This is a genomic window from Rhodoferax antarcticus ANT.BR (genome assembly GCF_001938565.1).
GTDB lineage: Bacteria > Pseudomonadota > Gammaproteobacteria > Burkholderiales > Burkholderiaceae_C > Rhodoferax > Rhodoferax antarcticus.
Genome location: NZ_MSYM01000011.1, coordinates 176344 through 198809, shown reverse-complemented (window position 1 = coordinate 198809; position 22466 = coordinate 176344). Strand labels below are relative to the sequence as shown.

Sequence of the window (22466 nt, the reverse complement as noted above, 5' to 3'; positions counted from 1 at the left end):
GCAGTCCGGTTGGTTAAATCACAAAGAGTCAGGGTTGCCGTCGGACGACGGCGCTGGCCTTAAATATACCGACAGATGCCAGGCCAAGCCAATGACCGCGCCGCCATTGTCACCAACACGACAAGGCAATACGGTGTTTGGGACGCCATAGCCTGCAAAAAAGTAAAAAGTCTTTTTTGAATGCTTCACCCGAGACGAGTGAAAACCCTAGCGCTGCGCTATCTGGATACTGATAAAAATCAACCCTTCCCATTCCATCCACAGGAGACTCCCTTGAACGATAGCAAAACCCCTCGCCGGCGCAGCCTACTTAAAGGCGCCGTTGTTGCCGCTGGTGCCGTTTCCGCACCGATGATCGCCAAGGCGCAGACCGGCCCGATCAGCATGCGCTGGCAAAGCACTTGGCCTGCCAAAGACATCTTCCACGAATTCGCGCTGGACTATGCCAAAAAGGTCAACGACATGACCGGTGGCGACCTGAAAATTGAAGTGTTGCCTGCGGGTTCGGTGGTGCCGGCTTTCAGCCTGTTGGAAGCGGTGTCCAAAGGCACGCTTGACGGCGGACACGGTGTGCTGGGTTATCACTACGGCAAGCAAAACGCGCTGGCGCTGTGGAACTCCGGCCCGGCCTTCGGCATGGATGCCAACATGCTCTTGGCCTGGCACAAGTACGGTGGTGGCGCTGAGCTGTTGTCCAAGCTGTACGGGTCTATTGGCATGAACGTGCAGTCCTTCCTGTATGGCCCGATGGCGACCCAGCCGTTGGGTTGGTTCAAGAAGCCCATCACCAAGTCGGCTGACTTCAAGGGCCTCAAGTTCCGCACAAATGGCTTGGCCATTGACATGTTCACGGCCATGGGCGCCGCGGTGAACGCGCTGCCAGGCGGCGAGATTGTGCCCGCCATGGACCGAGGTTTGCTGGACGGCGCCGAGTTCAACAATGCGTCGTCTGACCGCATATTAGGTTTCCCGGATGTGTCCAAAGTCTGCATGCTGCAAAGCTTCCACCAGTGCTCGGAAACCTTCGAGATCATGTTCAACAAAACCAAGTACGACGCGCTGCCAGCCAAGATGAAAGCCGTCATCGCCGGGGCTACCGAGGCGGCCTCGGCAGATATGTCATGGAAAGCCATCGACCGCTACTCGCAGGACTATGTCGAGCTGCAAACCAAAGATAAGGTCAAGTTTTACAAAACACCCGACACGGTGCTGCAAGACCAGCTCAAGCTGTGGTCAGAGATCATCGAGAAGAAATCTGCCGAAAACCCCATGTTCAAGGAAATTCTTGAGTCGCAACGTGTGTTTGCTATGCGCGCCGTGAAGTGGGACCAGGACACCAACGTTAACCGCCGCATGGCAGTGAACCACTTCTTTGGTGCCAAAAAAGCCTGATCGCCTGTTCTAGGCGCTCGTTCATCAGCCATTCAGGGTTGCTCTGAATGGCTGATTTTTTGATGTGGGTTGAAGATGCAAAAATTTCTGCTGTCGGTAGACAAGATCAGCGCCTTTGTGGGTCGAACCTGCGCCTGGCTGATCCTGGCACTCACGCTGATGATTTCCTGGGAGGTGTTCTCGCGTTACGTGCTGGACAACCCCCACCCCTGGGCGTTTGATGTGATGAGCATGATGTACGGCACCTTGTTCATGACCGCCGGGGCCTACACCCTGTCGCAAAACGGCCATGTGCGGGGCGATGTGCTGTACGGCTTTTTTCCGCCCCGCTTGCAAGCCGGCCTGGATCTGACGCTTTATCTGCTGTTTTTCATACCGGGCGTGGTCGCGCTGGCTTGGGCTGGGTACAGCTTCGCCGCCGATTCCTGGGCCATCAACGAGCACTCGAACATCACCGCCGATGGCCCGCCGATTTACCCGTTCAAGACCATCATCCCCATAGCTGGCGCGATTTTGCTGCTACAGGGTTTGGCAGAAATCATTCGCTGCATCATTTGTCTGAAAGTGGGTGACTGGCCCTCACGCGGAGATGACGTGGCTGAGGTCGACATTAAGAAGCTCAAAGACATGGTGCATGTCAAAGACGAAGACATTGCCAAGCTGGACGAGTACATCGACAACCCCAACAGGAAGCCTTCATGAGACGCGAAGTTTGGTTCGGTCTGACCATCATGGCAGGCGTGGTTCTGGCTGCTTTTTTGCTACTGCCGCCCTTTGAGTCGATGACCAATGGCCACGTGGGGCTGCTCATGTTGGCCCTGGTGGTGGTGGCGATCATGCTGGGGTTTCCCACCGCCTTTACTCTCATGGGCATGGGCATGGTGTTTGCATGGTTTGCCTATCAAAGTGAAAATCCGAGTCTGGCGGTGCAGCAAACACTGGACCTGATGGTGCAACGCACCTACGCGGTCATGGCCAACGACGTGCTGATCTCTATCCCGCTGTTTGTGTTCATGGGCTACTTGATCGAGCGTGCGAACCTGATCGAAAAGCTGTTCAAGAGCATGCACCTGGCCACGGCGCGCCTGCCGGGCTCTCTGGCGGTGGCCACCATCATCACCTGCGCTATTTTTGCTACCGCCACCGGTATCGTCGGCGCGGTGGTCACGTTGATGGGCTTGCTGGCGCTGCCCGCCATGCTCAAAGCGGGTTACAGCGTGCAGCTGTCAGCCGGGGCCATCACCGCAGGCGGATGCCTGGGTATTTTGATTCCGCCATCGGTGATGTTGATCGTATATGGCGCCACAGCTGGGGTGTCGGTGGTCAAGCTCTACGCCGGGGCGTTTTTCCCTGGCCTGATGCTGGCCTGCCTGTATATCGTGTACGTGGTCATTCTGGCTAAACTGAAGCCCAAAATGGCACCGCCGATGTCGGCTGAGGAACGCTATGTGCCCTTGCCTCCTTTGGCAACCGCCATCACTGAGTCTGGCACCAGCAAGGCCCTCAGTGGGCTGCTGGGTGCCCTCAAGGGCAAGTGCAACGCGCATGTGCCCATGGGCACGCTGCTGGGCCAGTTGGGCATCACCCTGCTACCAGCACTGGTTGTAGCTGGCGCCTTGGGGCTGGCTTATATGCAACTGACCGCACCATTGCCTGTTGATGAAACTGAGGGTGTGCAAGCCATGGGCTTCGGTTCGTTTGACAGCGCCGAAGACAGCTCTGCTGGCGATGGCGGCCTGGCAGAACCAGAGGTAGATGGAGGCTTAAGCGAGCCCCCCGCCGACGAAGCACTTCAGTCCCTGGGTGGAGATTTCGAGCCTGAACCAATGGGGTTTGATGCTGCACCCGAACCGATGGGCTTGGCGGCAGACGATGCCGTCAAAACGGCTGCGCCCTCTGCCCCAGCTACCACAGTAATGGCGACGCCAACCGCTCAGTCGGCCGCCGCTGCCAGCCCCAACGCCACAACCCCAGTGGCCGTTGCCGAGCGCCAGCCAACGCCTAATAGCTACTGGGTGGCTGTCGTCATTTGTGTGGCTGGTTTGGCGCTGTTCTATGCGTTTTTCAGCTTCGCGCAGTTGGAAATCTTCAAGATGCTGCTGGGTTCTTTCTTCCCGCTGGCAGTGATGATCATGGCGGTGCTAGGCACCATCGTCTTTGGCTTGGCCACGCCTACCGAGGCGGCAGCCATGGGCTCCATGGGTGGGCTGCTGTTGGCAGCAGCCTACCGGCGGCTGAACATGACGGTAATGCGCGAGTCGGTCTACCTCACAGCCAAGACCAGCGCCATGGTCTGCTGGCTATTTGTTGGCTCCAGCATCTTCTCGGCAGCGTTTGCGCTGCTGGGCGGGCAAGACTTGGTCAACACCTGGGTGCTGTCCATGGATTTGACGCCGGTGCAATTCATGATCATGGCGCAGGTGATCATCTTTTTGCTGGGCTGGCCTCTGGAGTGGACCGAGATCATCGTCATCTTCATGCCGATCTTCATCCCGCTGCTGCCGCACTTTGGCATTGACCCGCTGTTCTTTGGCCTGCTGGTGGCGCTGAATCTGCAAACGGCCTTCCTGAGCCCGCCAGTGGCCATGTCGGCGTTTTACCTGAAAGGGGTGAGCCCGCCGCATGTCACGCTGAACCAGATTTTTGCCGGGATGCTTCCCTTCATGGGCATCCAAGTGGTTGCCATCGTGCTGTTGTACCTGTTCCCGGCGATTGGCCTGTGGCTGCCGCAGGTTCTGTACAAATAGCGCCAGCGCCAACCTGTCTCGGCAAAAGGGGCGCAGTTGCGCCCCTTTTGCCGCGAAACCCGCTAACATCGCCGCCTGCATTGACGTTTACGTCAACGTCAACCTCGCAAAACAAGTCAACAGAGACCTACCCCATGACCGACCTGTCCACCGATTTGAAGGCCCTCGCCAGCTACCGCCCCACCCATAAGGTGCGTTTTGTCACCGCGGCCAGCCTGTTTGACGGGCACGATGCTGCCATCAACATCATGCGCCGCATCCTGCAAAGCATGGGCACGGAGGTGATCCACCTGGGCCACAACCGCAGCGTCGACGAGGTCGTCACCGCCGCCTTGCAGGAAGATGTGCAGGGCATTGCCATCAGCTCTTATCAGGGCGGGCATGTGGAGTATTTCAAATACATGGTGGACCTGTTACGCGCACGTGGCGGCGAACATATCAAGGTCTTTGGCGGCGGCGGCGGCGTGATCGTACCCAGTGAAATCGCCGAGTTGCATGCCTACGGCGTGCAGCACATCTTCAGCCCAGAAGACGGTCAGCGCATGGGTCTGGCTGGCATGATTGGCGAGATGGTGATGCACTGCGACACAGACATCAGCGGCTTTGCCCCCACCAGCATCGAGGCGATTCAGGGCCACACCGACCAGAACTGGCGCGCACTGGCGCAGCTCATCACTGCGCTGGAGAATGAACAAGCCTCCGGCGTCGACAAAGGTGATTTTTCAGAGTCTTTTAAGGCGCTAACCCTTGATATACAAGCGCTAGCAGCTACTAAAAAGATACCGGTTTTGGGAATCACAGGCACCGGAGGTGCGGGCAAATCGTCGCTCACCGACGAGCTGGTCCGCCGCCTTAGGCTCGATCAAGGCGACGTGCTGCGGGTGGCGGTGATCAGCATCGACCCGAGTCGGCGCAAGAGCGGTGGCGCACTCTTGGGCGACCGTATCCGCATGAACGCGATCACGCCGTGGACAAAACATGCCCCCACGCTCCCCACTGCGTGTGATTCGCTGCCCCCCGAGGGGGCTGGAATCGCCTTGGGGCGGCCCGACGGCGATACCGGCGCGCGGGTTTTTATGCGCAGTCTGGCCACGCGCGATTTCGGCTCTGAGATCAGCGCCGCGCTGCCCCATGTGATTGCCGCCTGCAAGGTGGCGGGTTTCGATCTGATCATTGTGGAAACGTCCGGCATCGGCCAGGGCGACGCGGCCATCGTGCCGCATGTGGATGTGCCGCTGTATGTGATGACGCCTGAATTTGGCGCGGCCAGCCAGCTGGAAAAAATCGACATGCTCGACTTTGCCGAGTTTGTCGCCATCAACAAGTTTGACCGCAAGGGCGCCAGCGATGCGCTGCGCGATGTATCCAAACAAGTGCAGCGCAACAAAGAAGCCTGGACCACGCCCGTCGACGAGATGCCGGTGTTTGGCACCATGGCCGCACGTTTCAATGACGACGGTGTCACCGCGCTGTACCAAGCCTTGCTGGCACGTCTGCAGGCGCTGGGCATGCCGGTCAAGACAAGTGTTCTGCCCTGTGTGGCGGTGCGCTTTAGCTCCAACCAGATGCCGGTGGTGCCTGCCGCACGCACCCGCTACCTGGCCGAGATCAGCGACACGGTGCGTGGCTACAAACGCAACGCGCTGGCCCAGGCGCGCCTGGCCCGCGAGATTCAGCAACTGCACGGTGCCGCCACCCTGCTGACGCAAGACAAGCCCAGCCAGGGTGATGCGGCGCAGGCCGCCACCGAACTGGCCCAGCGGCGCGAACAAAACCAGGACCCGGCAGCCAGGAAACTGGTAGCCCAGTGGCCCGAAATGCAAAAGGCCTACGCAGGCGATGTGTACGTGGTGAAGATCCGCGACAAGGAAATCCGCACCGCGCTCACCACCAAGTCCTTGAGCGGCACGGTGATTCGCAAAGTGGCCTTGCCCCAATACGAGGACCATGGCGAAATCCTGAAATGGCTGATGCTCGACAACGTGCCTGGCAGCTACCCCTACACCGCCGGCACCTTTGCCTTCAAGCGCGAAGGCGAAGACCCCACCCGCATGTTCGCCGGTGAAGGCGACCCGTTTCGCACCAACAAGCGCTTCAAGCTGCTTAGCTCGGGCATGGCCGCCAAGCGGCTGTCCACCGCATTTGACTCGGTCACGCTCTACGGCAACGACCCCGATCCGCGTCCGGACATCTACGGCAAAGTCGGCAACTCCGGGGTCTCTATTGCCACCATTGACGACCTGAAAGTGCTTTACGGTGGTTTCGATCTGTGCAGCCCCAACACCAGCGTGAGCATGACCATCAACGGGCCGGCGCCGAGCATCCTGGCGATGTTCATGAATGCCGCAATCGACCAGAACCTGGAAAAATTTAACACCGACAACGGCCGTGACCCCACCGACACCGAGGCTGCCAAGATCAAGGAATGGGTGCTGGCCAATGTGCGTGGCACCGTGCAGGCCGACATTCTGAAAGAAGACCAAGGCCAAAACACCTGCATCTTCAGCACCGAATTCAGCCTGAAGGTGATGGGCGACATTGCCAGCTACTTTGTGCACCACAACGTGCGCAACTTCTACAGCGTGTCGATCAGTGGCTACCACATTGCCGAAGCCGGGGCCAACCCGATCAGCCAACTGGCCTTCACGCTATCCAACGGCTTCACCTTTGTCGAAGCCTACCTGGCGCGCGGCATGCACATTGACGACTTTGCGCCCAACCTGAGCTTCTTCTTCAGCAACGGCATGGACCCCGAGTACACCGTGATGGGCCGAGTCGCACGGCGCATCTGGGCCGTGGCCATGAAAGAAAAGTATGGTGCCAACGAGCGCAGCCAGAAGCTGAAATACCACATCCAGACCAGCGGGCGCAGCCTGCACGCACAGGAAATCCAGTTCAACGACATCCGCACCACGCTGCAGGCGCTGATTGCCATTTACGACAACTGCAACAGCCTGCACACCAATGCCTTTGACGAAGCCATCACTACGCCCACCGAAGACAGTGTGCGCCGCGCCATGGCGATCCAGCTCATCATCAACCGTGAATGGGGCCTGGCCAAGAACGAGAACCCGTCACAGGGCGCGTTCATCATCGAAGAATTGACCGAGCTGCTGGAAGAAGCTGTGCTGCTGGAGTTTGAGCGCATCACCGAGCGCGGCGGTGTGCTCGGCGCCATGGAAACCGGCTACCAGCGCGGCAAGATTCAGGATGAATCCATGCATTACGAAATGCTCAAACACACCGGCGAGCTGCCCATCATCGGCGTCAACACCTTCCGCAACCCGCATGGCGACCCGGTCAACGACAAGCTGGAACTGGCCCGCTCAACCGACGAAGAAAAACAGTCGCAACTGGCACGGCTGGCCGACTTCCACACACGCCACGCAGCCGAAAGCCCGGCGCAGATCAAACGCCTGCAACAAGCGGTGATCGACAACCAGAACGTGTTTGAGGTGCTGATGGATGCGGTGCGCGTGTGCTCACTGGGCCAGATCACCAATGCACTCTTCGAAGTGGGTGGGCAGTACCGGCGCAATATGTAAGGCGATTTGCTGTCTTTACGATAGCTACCAGCCCTTACAAGACAAGGGCTAGAGGCATAAAACACACAAGCTCAATAAAAAAAGCCCTCACCGGGCCTTTTTTATTGCAGGCCGCGTACAGCGGCCGTAAGACGACTTAGCCGCCTTGGCCGCAGCGCTTGCCGGGGTTTTTCTTGCTGTTGGTGGCCAGGCCGCGCTCGAGGCTGCGCTTTTGGCCGCGGGGGGCAGTAAAGCAGACGCCCTTGGGGGCCGCGGGACGAGGGGTTGCTTTGCGCTCAGCTTCGGTACGAAATTCTTTGGCCATGATGAATGGGCTCCGGCGAGTTGGTGAAAAACGAGCATTATCCTATTTTTCCGTTAAGCCGCCTCTTTATAGAAAAACGCCCGTTGTAATTTGCGGCCGGCCAGCGGCGCCACCTTGTCGTGAATGGCAGCGATGTGATCCGGCGTGGTGCCGCAGCAGCCGCCGACGATGTTGACCAAACCGTCCGCCGCAAACTCGCCCACCAGTCGGCTGGTAACTTCTGGGGTTTCATCAAAGCCGGTTTCGCTCATCGGGTTGGGCAAGCCGGCGTTAGGGTGACAGCTGATGAAGGTGTCGGGGGCGCACTTGTTCAACTCTTGAATATACGGACGCATCAGCGCGGCGCCCAGCGCGCAGTTCAGGCCGATAGTCAGCGGCTGCGCGTGGCGCACGCTGTGCCAGAAGGCGGTGACCGTCTGGCCGCTCAAAATCCGCCCGGAGGCGTCGGTGACGGTGCCGCTGATCATGATCGGCAGGCACTCGCCGCTGGCTTCGAAAAACTCGTCAATGGCAAATAGCGCCGCTTTCGCGTTGAGGGTGTCAAAAATGGTTTCTACCAGCAGCACGTCGGAGCCGCCCTGCACCAGGGCCTCCACCTGTTCGTAATACGAGGCGCGCAGTTCTTCAAAAGTCACATTGCGCGCGCCGGGGTCGTTCACGTCGGGGCTGATGCTGGCGGTTTTGGGTGTGGGCCCTAGCGTGCCCAGCACAAAACGCGGTTTCTCGGGGGTAGAAAACTTGTCGCAGGCAGCGCGCGCCAGCTTGGCCGAGGCCAGATTCATCTCAAATGCCAAATCCGCCATGTCGTAATCCGCCTGGGCAACGCGGGTGGCGCCAAAGGTGTTGGTCTCGATCATGTCGGCGCCAGCGCCCAGGTAGCGCTCATGGATGTCGGCAATGACCTCCGGGCGGGTCAGGCTTAGCAACTCGTTGTTGCCCTTCACGTCTTTGTGCTGACCTGGGGTTTTGCCAAAGTCTTTAAAGCGCTCGCCCCGGTATTGTTCCTCGGTGAGCCTAAAGCGCTGAATCATGGTGCCCATGGCACCGTCAAGGACCAGAATGCGTTGCTCAAGAAGCGCGGGCAGCGCCTGTGCGCGGGTGTAGATAGGTTTGGTCATGGCGGAATTTTGTCAGTTGGTTTTGGTGGGTTGGGCCGTGATGGGTCTGCGTAGCAGCGACACCACCAGCGTGATCACCGTGAGGGGGATGACAAAGCTCATCATTGTCCAAGAGTACGCGCTCAGCGCATCATGACGCTGGTTGGCCAGCACCAAGTAGGTGACATACGCGAGATAGTAGGCCAGAAAAACGCCGCCTTCCCAGCGGGCAATTTCACGCCCGGTGATGAACACCGGCAGGCAGGCCAGCGACACGGCAATCATCACCCACAGGTCAAAGTTGAGCACCGCCGCTGGCACCATCAGACCGGCATCACCCGCCGCCAAACTCGCAAGACCCAGGCAGCCAAAGGTGTTGAAGGTACAACTGCCCACCACATTGCCCACGGCAATGTCACGCTCGCCCTTGAGGGCAGCCATGATGGAGGTGGCCACCTCAGGCATGGAGGTGCCCGCCGCCACGATGGTCAGGCCAATGACCAGGTCGCTAACGCCCAAGGCTTTGGCAAAAATGACCGACGAACTTACTAACCACTCCGACCCCAGCACCAGCAGCCCCAGGCCCACCACAATCAGCCCGAGTTGGGCGGGCAGCTTGGCGTCCCAGCCACCCGGTGCCGCCGGTGCGCTGTCAGCCGCATAGTCGCCTTGCGTTTGATTGACTTGCTTGCGCGACTGGACAACCAAAAACGCGGTGTAAGCCAGCATCAGCCCCATCAGGATGGCGCCATCGGCCAGGCCAATCTGGCCGTCCAGACTGAGCGCCAGCAGCAGCAGCGCGCCACCCACCATCACCGGCACCTCTTGGCGAATCAGTTGCACATTGACAACCAGCGGGGTGATCAGCGCGGACAGGCCCAAGATGAACAGAATGTTAAAAATGTTGCTGCCGACCACGTTGCCCAACGCCAGGTCGGTCTTGCCGTCGAGCACGGCGCCGGTGGATACCGCCATCTCGGGTGCGCTGGTGCCAAACGCCACAATCGTCAAGCCCACCACTAGGGGCGATATGCCAAACGACAGCGCCAGTTTGGAGGCGCCGCGAACGAGCAGTTCGGCACCCAGGACAAGAAGCGCCAGTCCAGCCAGAAAAGTTAACAAGGTCATGGAGATATCCTAAGGTGTCTAGAAGCTGCCGCGGCGCGGATTCTCGCACTTTTGCAATGCCACAATTTGGGTAATGACTGACAAGGCTGGCGCTTTAAAGCGGCCTGATGTGCAAGCCGCCAAGTGGTTACAATATCATGCCATTTGACCTTCTAACCCTTATAAACAGTGCGGTTAAAGCTACTATTTAAGTAGCAACATAATTGTGTCCATTCACACCATCCTTGCCGAAGTCTTTGGCTACCAAGCCTTTCGCGGCCCGCAACAAGACATCATCGAGCACGTGACCGCTGGCGGCGATGCGCTGGTACTGATGCCCACCGGCGGCGGCAAAAGCCTGTGTTACCAGATTCCCGCCATTGCCCGCCAGCAGGCAGGTCAGGGCATTACCCTGGTGATCTCGCCGCTGATCGCGCTGATGCACGACCAGGTCGGCGCGCTGCATGAGGCCGGTGTCAAGGCCGAGTTTTTAAACTCCACGCAGTCTTTCGAGCAAGCCAGCCAGATCGAGCGGCGCCTGCTGGCCGGCGACATCACCCTGCTTTACGCCGCACCAGAGCGTGTGAACACACCTCGTTTTCTGGCGCAGTTGGACTCGTTACTCGAACGCGGGCTGTTAAGCCTGTTTGCCATTGACGAGGTGCATTGCGTTAGCCAGTGGGGCCATGATTTCCGGCCTGAATACCGCGCGCTGACCTTGCTGCATGAGCGCTACCCCAGCGTGCCGCGGGTAGCGCTAACCGCCACCGCCGACGCGCTGACGCGCGCCGACATTATTGAGCGCCTGCAACTGCAGGAAGCGCGCCTGTTCATCAGCAGTTTCGACCGGCCCAACATCCGCTACACGATTGTTGAAAAGCGTGAAGCCACCCAGCAACTGCTGCGCTTCATCCAGGACGAGCACATGGGCGATGCCGGTGTGGTGTATTGCCAGTCGCGCAAAAAGGTCGAAGACACCGCCGACCTGCTGTGCGACAACGGCATTGCCGCCCTGCCCTACCACGCCGGGTTAGACGTGAAAGTGCGCCAGGCCAACCAGGACCAATTTTTGCGCAGCGAAGGCATTGTGATGGTGGCGACCATCGCCTTTGGCATGGGTATCGACAAGCCCGACGTGCGCTTTGTGGCGCATTTGGATATGCCTAAAAACATTGAAGGCTATTACCAGGAAACCGGCCGCGCCGGGCGCGACGGCGAGCCAGCCGACGCCTGGATGTGTTACGGCCTGCAAGACGTGGTGAACCAGCGCCGCATGATTGATGAGAGCCCCGCCGAAGAAGCCTTCAAACAAGGCCTGCGCGGCAAGCTCGACGCGCTCTTGGGCCTGAGTGAGGCCACCGACTGCCGCCGCGTGCGCCTGCTGCGCTACTTTGATGAAGCCAGCACGGAATGCGGTAATTGCGACAACTGTCTGCAAAGCCCGGATGTCTGGGACGCCACTGACGCCGCACGCAAGCTGCTGTCCACCGTTTACCGGGTGCAGCAGATGAGCGGTTTCGGTTTTGGCGCCGGTCACATCGTCGACATCCTGCGCGGCAAGGTCACCGAGAAGGTCGCCCAGCGCGGGCACCAGGCCCTGAGCACTTTTGGCATTGGTGCCGATTTGTCGGAGACCCAATGGCGCGCCGTACTGCGTCAGTTACTGGCGATTGGCGCGGTAGCGGTGGATGCGCAGGCCTTCAACACGCTGGCGCTCACCGAGGTGTCGCGTGCGGTGCTCAAAGGCGCGGTGCCCATCACCCTGCGCGTGACGCAACCCAAAGCCGCTGCGCGCAAAACCCGGCGCACCAGCCAGGTGCCCGCGCCCAAGGTGGCTGCCGTGCTGGATGCGGCCGAGCAGCAGCGTTTTGCCGCGCTGAAAGCTTGGCGCGCCGAGGTGGCCCGGGAGCACAACCTGCCCGCCTATGTGATTTTTCACGATGCGACACTGGTGGCCATCGCCCAGACCGCACCACAGTCGCGGCTGGAGTTGCAAGGCATCAGTGGCCTGGGAGTGCGCAAGCTCGAAGCCTATGGTGATGCGGTGCTGGAAGTGATTGAGGGCGCGCTCAGCCCCTAATTTATAGGCCAAAACAGCCTCTAGCCCTTATTCAATAAGCGCCAGCAGCTATAAATAACGCAGCATTTTAAAAGGTTTCCCAGTCCGCATCACTGGTACCGGTGGCCGCCGCCGGAGTCGGCAGCGCAGGGGCTTTGACAGGCGGCGTGGTAGGCGCGGCTGGCAAAGCCTGGCCCTGTGGCTTGACGCGACCGCGCGCGGCAGCCCCTTGAGGCACGCCCACTGCTCGGCGGTCAACACCGCTGAAAGTGCTGGGTCGGGCCGGGTGGGCACGCGATCGCGCCACCGACAAACCCGCACCCGAACCGCCCACGCCAGACGGGCCTGCGCTGCTGGCGTTACCCAGCTTGAACACCGCCACGGTTTGCACCAGTTCTTGCGCCTGAACCTTCAAGCTGCTGGCGGCGGCGGCCATTTGCTCCACCAGCGCAGCGTTTTGCTGGGTCACTTCGTCCATCTGCGAGACCGCCTCACCCACTTGGCTCACGCCCTGGCTTTGCTCGGTGCTGGCGGCGCTGATTTCGCCCATGATGTCGGTCACGCGTTTGATCGAGGTCACCACGTCTTGCATGGTGCTGCCTGCCTGGTCCACCAGCGCACTGCCCTGCTCCACCCGCTCCACGCTCGCGCTGATCAGCGTCTTGATCTCTTTGGCTGCATCAGCGCTGCGTCCGGCCAAAGAGCGCACCTCGCTGGCCACCACCGCAAAACCACGGCCCTGCTCACCCGCACGGGCAGCTTCCACGGCAGCGTTCAAGGCCAGGATGTTGGTCTGAAAAGCAATACCGTCAATGACACTGATGATGTCGGCAATCTTGCGCGACGCATCGTTGATGCCGCGCATGGTGTCCACCACTTGCGACACCACCGCGCCACCCTGCACCGCCACGCTGCTGGCATTCAGCGCGAGTTGATTGGCCTGGCGGGCGTTTTCAGCGTTTTGCTTCACCGTGTCACTGAGTTGCTCCATGCTGGCAGAGGTTTGCTCTAGCGCAGCGGCCTGACTCTCAGTACGGCTGCTCAAATCGTGGTTGCCCTGGGCGATCTCGGCGCTGGCGGTGGCAATGCCCTCGGCAGAGTCGCGCACGTCGGTCACCAGCTTTTTCAGCGCGGCATCCATCTCGGCCATCACACCCATCAGGCTGTCGGCGCCGCCTTGGTTCGGCAGGCTGACCGCGAGGTCACCCTTGGCAATAGCGTGCAGGGCGCTTCGCGCGTCCGCCGGGTCGCCGCCCAGCTCACGACGCAAGGTGGCGCGCATGCGCAGGCTCAGCACCAGCGTGATCAATACCGCCAGCAGTGCCAGAGTGCCGGAGACGGTCACCGCCAGACTGATCGAGCGGGTGAAGTCCTGGTAGGTGTCCTGCGAAGTCTTGGACGCCGCCTGACCCTGCTTGAGCAACTCCGCCTTGAGCGCGCGCCAAGCCGGGGTTTCCTCTGTATTGATGACCTCTTTGGCATCGGCGCTGGCAGCCACCAGCGCCAGCACTTTCTCTTGCGCCTGCTGCTGCGTGGCGCGCAGGGCAGGCAGCTTGGTCAAGGCGGCGTCAAGCTCACCACCCTTGGCAGCTTGCTGGGCACGGGCAAAAGCCTTGTCGTAGTCGGCCTGAGCCGTTTTCAGATTGTCAAAGGCCTTGGGGTTTTGCGGGTCGAGCAAGATGTTGCGCATGGCCTGACCCATCTGCAGGCCCTGGGCATACATGTCAGAGAGCGACTGCTCCACCGCTTGCTCGGTGCGGATATAGCGGTCAAACTCGCGCTGCGCATTGATCAAGGCGCCAATACTTGCAACCAGCGCAACGATGAAAATGACCGAAGGAATGATGCCAAAAGCGGCAATGCGGGAGCTGAACTTCATGGGGCAATCTCCTTCTAAACAGCGTCAAATTCTACGCCCCGGCACTTGAGGCGAGCCGCAGATTTATACCGGGAAAGCCGACTATCAGAAGGTCTCCCAATCCGCGTCAGAAGTGCCGCTGGCGGGCACGGGTGCTTTGGCAACTGGCGCCGCCAAGGGAACCGCCGCAGCCTTCGCTGGCCGAGGCTGCGCAGGCGCAGCACCGCGCGCAGCCGCCCCTTTGGGCACGCCGCCTGCGCGCCGGTCAACACCTTTGAACGCCATCGCTTTGGGCGGATGCGCCCGCACGGCGGCTGGGGGCAAGGGGCTGGCGCTGCTGTGGTCACCCGCGCCGAGCTTGAACACGGCCACGGTTTGCACCAACGCCTGCGCTTGAGATCTCAGGCTGCTCGCAGCAGCAGCCATTTCTTCCACCAGCGCAGCGTTTTGCTGGGTGACTTGGTCCATCTGGATGACGGCCTCACCCACCTGACCCACGCCAAGGCTTTGCTCGGTGCTGGCAGCACTGATCTCACCCATGATGTCGGTGACGCGTTTGATGGAGGTCACCACGTCAGCCATGGTGACCCCGGCCTTGTCCACTAGCGCGCTGCCGGTTTCCACACGCTCCACGCTGGCGTTGATCAGCGCCTTGATTTCCTTGGCCGCCTCTGCGCTGCGCCCGGCCAGCGAACGCACTTCACTGGCGACCACCGCGAAACCACGGCCCTGCTCACCGGCGCGCGCCGCTTCCACCGCCGCGTTCAGGGCCAGGATGTTGGTCTGAAACGCAATGCCGTCAATCACACTGATGATGTCGGCAATCTTGCGGCTGGCTTCGTTGATGCCGCGCATGGTGTCCACCACTTCCGCCACCACCGCGCCACCTTGCTCGGCCACCTGGCTGGCGCTCACCGCCAGCTGGTTGGCCTGGCGGGCGTTGTCGGCGTTTTGTTTGACGGTGGACGAGAGCTCTTCCATGCTGGCGGCGGTTTCCTCGAGCGCACTGGCCTGTGACTCGGTCCGGCTGGACAAGTCCTGGTTGCCTTGGGCGATCTCAGCACTGGCGGTGGAAACGCTCTCACTGCCCTGGCGAACGTCGTGCACGACATTTGCCAAGCTGGCTTGCATTTTGGCCAGCGCTTGCATCAGATGGCCAATTTCATCCTTGCCGTCTTGCGGCAGGTTTTGGCTCAAATCACCTTCCCCAATGCGCTGTGCGGCGGTGCTTGCCATGTCAATGCCTTTGGCAATGCCCCTGGAAATGCTCCAGCTGGCAAAAATCGCAATGCCGATACACAGCGCCAGTAACGCGCTGCCGACCAGATAGATCTGATTGAAAAGGGCTTCAATGCCTTTGCGGGTGTCACGGACGCTGGTGAGCTGACCGTCCACCAGCGATTGGGTCACGCGGATGTAATCCGCCGTGGCGGGCACGAACTTGTCACGCACCAGCGCTTGGGTTGCTGCTTCATCACCCGTCGCTTTCAAGGCGTTGGCCTGCTCGCGTATCTCCAGCCAGGTCTTGCGAACGTCTCCTACCGCTTGGGCTTTCTTGAGCGCGGCCTCGTCTTGGCTCAATTCCAGGAATTTCTTCTGCGTCACCGTGGTCTGGGCGCTGGTGGCAGCCATGTCAGCTTTGAAAAACTCAAACATGGCTGGCCCCGGTGAATAGGCCGCAGCCAAAGAACGCGCGGAGTTTTGGCGAACGTCGGCCTGCCATTTTTCTGCCAGATCCAGCAGCACCATCTCGGTTTCCATCTGCGCTGTGGCTTGCGACACCTGCTGCATGCGCCACGCGGTGACGGCTGAGAGCACCAAAAAAGCCAGCGTAATGACCCCAAAGCCGAGGAACAGGCGGGTGGAGATTTTCAAATGTTTCATGGCATCAAGTTGAGAAAGTGCAAATGGATGAGCAACATCATAGAGCGGCCCAGCAAGTCTTAAGCTGTTTGATACACTCAAAAAATGTTCATCCACCAAATCAACATCACGGGTTGCAGCAGCCGGGGAGCCTGGCTCTGGCGGGCATAACTGATGCCGCTGGCGGCACCACAAATGCGCGCCTGCTCAAAAACCCTCCCGCAGCGCCTTGCTGCCGCTGATTTGGTCTGAGTTCCACGCTTGTTTTGGCGACAACACAGCGCCTGAGAACCGTCAGCACTTTATGGAAAGAACCTTCCTGTGATCTCTGAATCTGATTTCATTGCCCTCAAACAGCAGGGCTACAACCGCATACCGGTCACCGCCCAGGCATTTGCCGACCTGGAAACGCCGCTGTCGCTCTACCTCAAACTCACCCGCAGCGCCGCCTTCAGTTTTTTGCTGGAATCGGTGGTGGGGGGCGAGCGTTTTGGCCGCTACAGCTTCATCGGCTTGCCCGCACGCACACTACTGCGCGCCAGCGGTTTTGGTGCCGATGCCCGGACCGAGGTGGTGACCGATGGCAGGGTGGTGCAAACCAGCCGCGCCAACCCGCTGGACTTCATTGCCGACTACCAAAAGCGTTTCAAAGTGGCGCTGCAGCCCAACATGCCGCGCTTTTGCGGCGGACTGGCGGGCTATTTTGGCTATGACGCAGTGCGCTACATCGAGAAAAAGCTGCAGCACAGCTGCCCGCCCGACGAGCTCGGCACGCCCGACATCCTGCTGCTCCAATGTGAAGAACTGGCGGTGATCGACAACCTGTCAGGCAAGCTGCATTTGATGGTTTATGTCGACCCAGCCCTTGCCAATGCATATGATCTTGCTATTCAAAGACTAGCGCAGCTGAAAGTCCTGCTGCGCGGCAGCGTGCAAGCGCCCGAGATCTTGCCGAGCCCTGGCCAGCCGGCTGTGCGCGACTTTGCCAAGGCCGATTACATTGCCGCCGTCTTGCGCGCCAAGGAGTTGATTGCCGGTGGCGACTTCATGCAGGTGCAGGTCGGCCAGCGCATCAAGAAGCCTTACACCCAGAGCCCGCTGAGCCTGTACCGCGCGCTGCGCTCGCTCAACCCCAGCCCGTACATGTATTACTACAACTTCAGCGGGGCCATGGACGGCGGCGCTGATTTTCATGTGGTGGGGGCGAGCCCGGAGATTCTGGTGCGCCAGGAGCAGGTCACGCAGGATGGCAAAACGCTACAAAAGGTCACGATCCGCCCGCTGGCTGGCACCCGAGCGCGCGGTGCTACGCCCGAGCTGGACAAAGCCGCTGAGGTCGAACTCATCAACGACCCCAAGGAGCGCGCCGAACATGTCATGCTGATCGACTTGGCGCGCAACGACATTGGGCGCATCGCCACCGTTGGCAGCGTCAAGGTCACCGACGCGTTCTGTGTGGAGCGCTATAGCCATGTGATGCACATCGTCAGCAACGTCGAAGGCACCTTGCTGGACGGCATGAGCAGCATGGACGTGCTCAAAGCGACTTTCCCGGCCGGCACCCTGACCGGCGCGCCCAAGGTGCACGCGATGGAACTCATCGACCAACTGGAGCCCACCAAACGCGGCCTCTACGGCGGCGCTTGTGGCTACCTGAGTTACGCCGGTGATATGGACGTGGCCATTGCGATTCGCACCGGCATCATCAAGGACCAGATGCTTTATGTGCAGGCCGCTGCCGGGGTGGTGGCCGATTCGGTGCCTGAACTTGAATGGCGCGAGACCGAAGCCAAGGCGCGCGCCTTGCTGCGGGCAGCAGAACTCGTTGAAGAAGGGCTGGAGTAAATCATGAGCAAACCCATCCAACTCCTGATGATCGACAACTACGACAGCTTCACCTACAACATCGTCCAGTATCTGGGCGAGTTGGGAGCGCAGGTCACCGTGGCACGCAACGACGAAATCACCCTTGACGACATTGACGTGCTGCTGGCGGCAGGCCAACTGGACCGGCTGGTGATCTCGCCCGGCCCGTGTTCGCCAGCCGAAGCCGGTATTTCGGTAGCAGCCATCGAGCACCTTGCCGGCAAGCTGCCCATTCTGGGCGTCTGCCTGGGCCACCAGGCGATTGGCGCAGCCTTCGGCGGCAAGATCATCCGCGCGCAACAGCTCATGCACGGCAAAACCTCGGTGATCAGCACCACGCAAGAAGGTGTGTTTGCCAGCCTGCCCGCGCATTTCACCGTGAACCGCTACCACTCGCTGTCGATTGAGCGCGCCACTTGCCCGGCGTGCCTGAAAGTCACCGCCTGGACCGATGACGGCGAGATCATGGGCGTGAAACACACCACACTGGACATTGAAGGCGTGCAGTTTCACCCCGAAAGCATCCTCACCGAACATGGCCATGCGATGTTGGCCAACTTCCTGCAGTCCAGAAGCTCTTAAAACAATAGCTACTCACGCTTATTCCATAAGGGCTAGAGGGTAAAAATGCATATAAGCATGATGAAAATCGTCGACCTGCGCAGCGACACCGTCACCCAACCCACCGCCGCCATGCGCGCCGTGATAGCTGCCGCCCCGGTCGGTGACGATGTGTTTGGCGACGACCCCAGCGTCAACGCCCTGCAAGACCAGCTGGCAGCCATGCTGGGTTTTGAGGCAGCGCTGTTTGTGCCCACCGGCACGCAAAGCAACCTGTGCGCGCTGATGGCGCATTGCCAGCGCGGTGACGAGTACATCGTCGGCCAGATGGCGCACACCTACCGCTGGGAAGGTGGCGGCGCAGCGGTGCTGGGCAGCATCCAACCGCAGCCGCTGGCCCATCAGGACGACGGCACGCTGGCGCTGCAAGACATCGAAGCCGCCATTAAGCCTGACGACGCGCACTTTGCCAAAACCCGGCTGCTGACGCTGGAAAACACCTTGGGCGGCAAGCTGCTGCCGTTTGACTATGTGCAAGCCGCCACCGATCTGGCGCGCCAACACGGGCTGGGGCGGCATCTGGACGGCGCACGGCTGTTCAACGCAGCGGTGGCGCAGGCCGTGCAACTCGTTGCAAAAAATGTATCAAATCAGTCTTCAACCCTTATTGAACGTGCGCAGGTAGCTATTCATTCTGATGATTTCGCAAAACGAAGTGCAACACTTCAAGCAGCCCCGGTAGCTGCACTAAAAGACCCAGCCAAGGCGCTCAACGTCGCCGCCTTGCACAGCCAAGCCGCCATCGTCGCTGAAGCGCGCCGCATCGCCCAATGCTTTGACAGCGTGTCGGTGTGTCTGAGCAAAGGCTTGGGCGCGCCGGTGGGTTCGGTGCTGTGTGGCAACGCAGACCTGATCGCCCGCGCACACCGCATCCGCAAGATGGCCGGTGGCGGCATGCGTCAGGCCGGCATGCTGGCCGCGGCCGGCAGCTACGCGTTAGGGCATCACCTCACCCGTTTGGCCAACGACCATGCGCTGGCGGCGCGGCTAGCCGCTGGCCTGCAAGGCCTGCCCGGCGTGCTGGTGGAGCCGCCACAAACCAACATGGTGTTCATTGATGTCGTCGGTGAAGCCAAGGCCAAAGCGCCTGGGCTGCTCGCCTATTTGAAGTCTCACGGCGTGCTGGCCACCGGCTTGTACCGGCTGCGCTTTGTCACCCACCTCGATGTAGACGCCGCCGGCATTGACCGCGCGGTGACCTTGGTCCGTACCTTTTTTGAAGACAAGGCCTGATGGACGCTGCGCGCGCTGTGCTAGCGGCCTCGGGCATTGACCACTTGGGCTTGTTCGTCGCGGCGGGCATTTTGCTGAACCTCACACCGGGGCCAGATGTGCTCTACATCCTGGCGCAAGGTGCCAAGAGCGGCGCGCGCGCTGGCAGTGCGGCAGCGCTGGGGATTGTGGCGGGCTGCTGTGTGCACATCACCGCCGCCGCGCTGGGTGTGAGCGCGCTGCTGGCCGCGTCAAGCACCGCCTTCACCGCACTGAAATGGCTTGGCGCGGCCTACCTGGCTTATGTGGGCTGGGGCATGTTGCGCACCAAGAGGGCAGCAAAAACAATAGCTACTCACGCATATGCGTCAAGGGCTGCAGGCCAACAAAGCTTAAGAACTATTTTTATCAACGGTTTCTGGACGAACACGCTGAACCCCAAGGTGGCGCTGTTTTTTCTGGCCTTTGTGCCGCAATTCATCGCCCCTGACGCATCCCACAAGACGCTGGCGTTTTTCATGCTGGGTCTGGTGTTCAACCTCAACAGCTTGTGGGTCAACCTGGGCTACGGCTGGCTCGGGGCCTCCATGGGCGCGGCTTTTGCGGGCGCGCAGTCACCGCGCTGGGTCTGGGTTCGCCAGCGTCTGCACTGGCTGGAGCGCGCCGCGGGCGCAATGTTCATCGGTTTTGGGCTGAAACTGGCCTTAATGGACAATCCGTCGCACTGACCCGCACGCCCCCACCCGGCCCTGTCAACCTTGTCAATTTCAGGAAAATCATGACGCACACCCTCAAGATCACCCCGCAGGAAGCGCTGCTGCGCACTATCGAGCACCGCGAGATTTTTCACGACGAAATGCTCTACATCGTGCGCCAGATCATGCAAGGCGAATGGTCGCCGGTGATGCTGGCCGCGTTCATTACCGGCCTGCGCGTGAAAAAGGAAACCATCGGCGAGATCACCGCCGCCGCACAGGTCATGCGCGAGTTTTCCACCAAGGTGGAGGTGGCTGACAAAACACATCTGGTCGACATCGTCGGCACCGGTGGTGATGGCTCACACACCTTCAACATTTCTACCTGCGCCATGTTTGTGGCCGCCGCCGCCGGGGCCAAGGTCAGCAAACATGGTGGCCGCAGTGTCAGCAGCAAGAGCGGCAGTGCCGACGTGATGGAGTCGCTGGGCGTCAACATCAACCTGAAACCCGAAGCCATCGCCCAGTGCATTGCACAGGTGGGTGTGGGCTTCATGTTTGCGCCGAACCACCACCCGGCCATGAAAAACGTCGCACCAGTTCGCCGCGAAATGGGCGTCAAAACCATTTTCAACCTGCTCGGCCCACTGACCAACCCGGCCGGTGCGCCGAATATCTTGATGGGCGTTTTTCACCCTGACTTGGTCGGCATTCAGGTGCGCGCACTGGAGCGCCTGGGCACCGACCACGCCATGGTGGTGTATGGCAAAGACGGCATGGACGAGGTGAGCCTGGGTGCCGCCACGCTGGTGGGCGAACTCAAAGACGGCAAAGTCACCGAGTACGAAATTCACCCCGAAGACTTTGGCCTGGCCATGGCCAGCAGCCGCGCCTTCAAGGTGGAAACGCCCGAGCAGTCACGCGCCATGCTGCTGGACGTGCTGGACAACACGGACGGCCCAGCCAAAGAAATTGTGATCTTCAACGCCGGTGTGGCGCTCTACGCTGCCAATGTGGCTGATTCGGTCGCAGCCGGTATCGCACATGCGCGAGCTGCTCTTGAATCAGGAGCAGCCAAAGCCAAGCTGGGCGAGTTGGTCACGCTGGCCCACAGCCTGAGCAGCGCAGCATGATGAAGTTACTCGACACCGACGGCGCCTGGATCGCCATCGGCGTCTCGGTGCTTTTCATCATCGCCGGCGTGGTGATGAAACGTGTGTTTGTGAATATCCTGAAAAAAAGCGAGAGCGCCGCTGCTGACCCTACCGAGACCCAACAAAAATGACTGATATTCTGAACAAAATTGTGGCCACCAAGCACGAGGAAGTCGCCGCTGCCAAAAACCGCAAATCGTTGGAGCTGGTGCGCGCCGACGCCGAAAGCCGGGTGCTCACCCGCGACTTTGTCGGTGCACTGCGCGCGAAAATCGCCGCTGGCAAACCGGCGGTGATCGCCGAGATCAAGAAGGCCAGCCCCTCCAAAGGCATCATCCGCGCTGACTTCATTCCCGCCGATATAGCCCAGAGCTACGCTGAGTTTGGTGCAGCCTGCTTGTCAGTGCTGACGGACGCCGAGTACTTTCAGGGTTGCGCGGACTACCTCAAACAGGCCCGCGCGTCGTGCCAGTTGCCGGTGCTGCGCAAGGATTTCATGGTGGACGTCTACCAAATCTACGAGTCACGCGCCATGGGTGCCGACGCCATTCTGCTCATCGCCGCCTGCCTGGACGACGCGCAGATGCAAGAGTTTGAGCGCATCGCCCGCGGCCTGGACATGGCGGTGCTGGTGGAGGTGCACGACGCAGATGAGTTGCAGCGCGCCCTGAAACTCAAAACCCCGCTGATCGGCGTGAACAACCGCAATCTGAAGACCTTTGAGGTGTCGCTGAACACCACCCTGAGCCTGATGAAGGACATTCCAGCCGACCGCCTGCTAATCTGTGAGAGCGGCATCCACACGCGTCAAGACGTGCTACGCATGGGCGCTGCGGGCGTGAATGCCTTTCTGGTCGGCGAGGCGTTCATGCGCGCCGAAGAGCCCGGCGAGGTGCTGGCAGCGTTGTTTGATTGATTTTCTACCTACGCGCTGTCGCCTACCCTG

Annotated in this window: 17 protein-coding genes; 12 read left to right on the top strand and 5 right to left on the bottom strand. The window is 60.3% G+C overall.

Going from position 1 to position 22466, the window contains the following annotated elements; translation table 11 throughout:
• Positions 1–273 precede the first annotated feature (273 nt).
• The 4 genes from BLL52_RS07905 (at position 274) to icmF (ending at position 7684) form a co-directional block, all read left to right on the top strand.
• Entirely contained in the window at positions 274–1392 is a 1119-nt protein-coding gene (locus BLL52_RS07905) for a TRAP transporter substrate-binding protein (protein ID WP_075586145.1), read from the top strand.
• A gap of 75 nt (positions 1393–1467) precedes the next feature.
• Positions 1468–2094, top strand: coding sequence for a TRAP transporter small permease subunit (locus BLL52_RS07900; RefSeq protein ID WP_075586144.1), 627 nt, complete (start codon positions 1468–1470; stop codon positions 2092–2094).
• Entirely contained in the window at positions 2091–4139 is a 2049-nt protein-coding gene (locus tag BLL52_RS07895) for a TRAP transporter large permease (protein WP_075586143.1), read from the top strand. The genes BLL52_RS07900 and BLL52_RS07895 overlap by 4 nt, the downstream gene beginning before the upstream one ends.
• 134 nt (positions 4140–4273) lie before the next feature.
• The gene (icmF, locus tag BLL52_RS07890) at positions 4274–7684 is read left to right on the top strand and encodes a fused isobutyryl-CoA mutase/GTPase IcmF (protein WP_075586277.1); all 3411 of its coding nucleotides are present in this window, start codon (positions 4274–4276) and stop codon (positions 7682–7684) included.
• A gap of 136 nt (positions 7685–7820) precedes the next feature.
• Here icmF and BLL52_RS20960 read toward each other — a convergent pair whose 3' ends face one another.
• From BLL52_RS20960 to BLL52_RS07880, 3 genes are read right to left on the bottom strand one after another with little or no spacing between them, the layout of a single operon-like run.
• Positions 7821–7988 (bottom strand): hypothetical protein, encoded by a 168-nt coding sequence (locus tag BLL52_RS20960; RefSeq protein ID WP_173861769.1) that lies wholly within the window; start codon positions 7986–7988, stop codon positions 7821–7823.
• Between the two features lie 53 nt (positions 7989–8041).
• A complete protein-coding gene (locus BLL52_RS07885; RefSeq protein ID WP_075586142.1) occupies positions 8042–9106 on the bottom strand; it encodes a homocysteine S-methyltransferase family protein in 1065 nt (354 codons plus the stop codon).
• A 12-nt stretch (positions 9107–9118) separates the two neighbouring features.
• Positions 9119–10213, bottom strand: coding sequence for a calcium/sodium antiporter (locus BLL52_RS07880; protein ID WP_075586141.1), 1095 nt, complete (start codon positions 10211–10213; stop codon positions 9119–9121).
• Positions 10214–10412: 199 nt separating this feature from the next.
• On the opposite strand from BLL52_RS07880, the gene recQ reads away from it, so the two are divergent.
• A complete protein-coding gene (recQ, locus tag BLL52_RS07875) occupies positions 10413–12272 on the top strand; it encodes a DNA helicase RecQ (RefSeq protein WP_075586140.1) in 1860 nt (619 codons plus the stop codon).
• 67 nt (positions 12273–12339) lie between these two features.
• Here the strand turns inward: recQ and BLL52_RS21750 are convergent, their stop codons facing one another.
• Both BLL52_RS21750 and BLL52_RS07865 read right to left on the bottom strand, forming a co-directional pair.
• Entirely contained in the window at positions 12340–14130 is a 1791-nt protein-coding gene (locus BLL52_RS21750) for a methyl-accepting chemotaxis protein (RefSeq protein ID WP_075586139.1), read from the bottom strand.
• Positions 14131–14214: 84 nt separating this feature from the next.
• Complete coding sequence (locus BLL52_RS07865) at positions 14215–15993, bottom strand: methyl-accepting chemotaxis protein (RefSeq protein ID WP_075586138.1); 1779 nt, start codon at positions 15991–15993, stop codon at positions 14215–14217.
• 300 nt (positions 15994–16293) lie between these two features.
• On the opposite strand from BLL52_RS07865, the gene BLL52_RS07860 reads away from it, so the two are divergent.
• The 7 genes from BLL52_RS07860 to trpC are packed head-to-tail and all read left to right on the top strand — an operon-like array spanning position 16294 to position 22436.
• On the top strand, positions 16294–17817 hold the full coding sequence (locus BLL52_RS07860) for an anthranilate synthase component I family protein (protein WP_075586137.1): 1524 nt from the start codon (positions 16294–16296) through the stop codon (positions 17815–17817).
• A gap of 3 nt (positions 17818–17820) precedes the next feature.
• On the top strand, positions 17821–18420 hold the full coding sequence (locus BLL52_RS07855) for an anthranilate synthase component II (protein WP_083633847.1): 600 nt from the start codon (positions 17821–17823) through the stop codon (positions 18418–18420).
• A gap of 60 nt (positions 18421–18480) precedes the next feature.
• Positions 18481–19692: a GntG family PLP-dependent aldolase gene (locus BLL52_RS07850; RefSeq protein WP_075586275.1), complete on the top strand. Its 1212-nt coding sequence runs from the start codon at positions 18481–18483 to the stop codon at positions 19690–19692.
• Positions 19692–20399, top strand: a complete 708-nt coding sequence (locus tag BLL52_RS07845) for a LysE family translocator (protein WP_075586136.1) — start codon at positions 19692–19694, stop codon at positions 20397–20399. Before BLL52_RS07850 ends, BLL52_RS07845 begins: the two co-directional genes overlap by 1 nt.
• Before the next feature lie 50 nt (positions 20400–20449).
• Positions 20450–21499 (top strand): anthranilate phosphoribosyltransferase, encoded by a 1050-nt coding sequence (trpD, locus tag BLL52_RS07840; protein WP_075586135.1) that lies wholly within the window; start codon positions 20450–20452, stop codon positions 21497–21499.
• Positions 21496–21651: a hypothetical protein gene (locus BLL52_RS20745; RefSeq protein ID WP_156876194.1), complete on the top strand. Its 156-nt coding sequence runs from the start codon at positions 21496–21498 to the stop codon at positions 21649–21651. The genes trpD and BLL52_RS20745 overlap by 4 nt, the downstream gene beginning before the upstream one ends.
• On the top strand, positions 21648–22436 hold the full coding sequence (gene trpC / locus BLL52_RS07835; protein ID WP_075586134.1) for an indole-3-glycerol phosphate synthase TrpC: 789 nt from the start codon (positions 21648–21650) through the stop codon (positions 22434–22436). The genes BLL52_RS20745 and trpC overlap by 4 nt, the downstream gene beginning before the upstream one ends.
• Positions 22437–22466: the final 30 nt, after the last annotated feature.

Coding starts and splice junctions, on each gene's coding strand:
- BLL52_RS07900 (WP_075586144.1), top strand. CDS start 1,468: ATGCAAAAATTTCTGCTGTCGGTAGACAAGATCAGCGCCTTTGTGGGT.
- BLL52_RS07895 (WP_075586143.1), top strand. CDS start 2,091: ATGAGACGCGAAGTTTGGTTCGGTCTGACCATCATGGCAGGCGTGGTT.
- icmF (WP_075586277.1), top strand. CDS start 4,274: ATGACCGACCTGTCCACCGATTTGAAGGCCCTCGCCAGCTACCGCCCC.
- BLL52_RS20960 (WP_173861769.1), bottom strand. CDS start 7,988: ATGGCCAAAGAATTTCGTACCGAAGCTGAGCGCAAAGCAACCCCTCGT.
- BLL52_RS07885 (WP_075586142.1), bottom strand. CDS start 9,106: ATGACCAAACCTATCTACACCCGCGCACAGGCGCTGCCCGCGCTTCTT.
- BLL52_RS07880 (WP_075586141.1), bottom strand. CDS start 10,213: ATGACCTTGTTAACTTTTCTGGCTGGACTGGCGCTTCTTGTCCTGGGT.
- BLL52_RS21750 (WP_075586139.1), bottom strand. CDS start 14,130: ATGAAGTTCAGCTCCCGCATTGCCGCTTTTGGCATCATTCCTTCGGTC.
- BLL52_RS07865 (WP_075586138.1), bottom strand. CDS start 15,993: ATGAAACATTTGAAAATCTCCACCCGCCTGTTCCTCGGCTTTGGGGTC.
- BLL52_RS07855 (WP_083633847.1), top strand. CDS start 17,821: ATGAGCAAACCCATCCAACTCCTGATGATCGACAACTACGACAGCTTC.
- BLL52_RS07850 (WP_075586275.1), top strand. CDS start 18,481: ATGAAAATCGTCGACCTGCGCAGCGACACCGTCACCCAACCCACCGCC.
- BLL52_RS07845 (WP_075586136.1), top strand. CDS start 19,692: ATGGACGCTGCGCGCGCTGTGCTAGCGGCCTCGGGCATTGACCACTTG.
- trpD (WP_075586135.1), top strand. CDS start 20,450: ATGACGCACACCCTCAAGATCACCCCGCAGGAAGCGCTGCTGCGCACT.
- BLL52_RS20745 (WP_156876194.1), top strand. CDS start 21,496: ATGATGAAGTTACTCGACACCGACGGCGCCTGGATCGCCATCGGCGTC.
- trpC (WP_075586134.1), top strand. CDS start 21,648: ATGACTGATATTCTGAACAAAATTGTGGCCACCAAGCACGAGGAAGTC.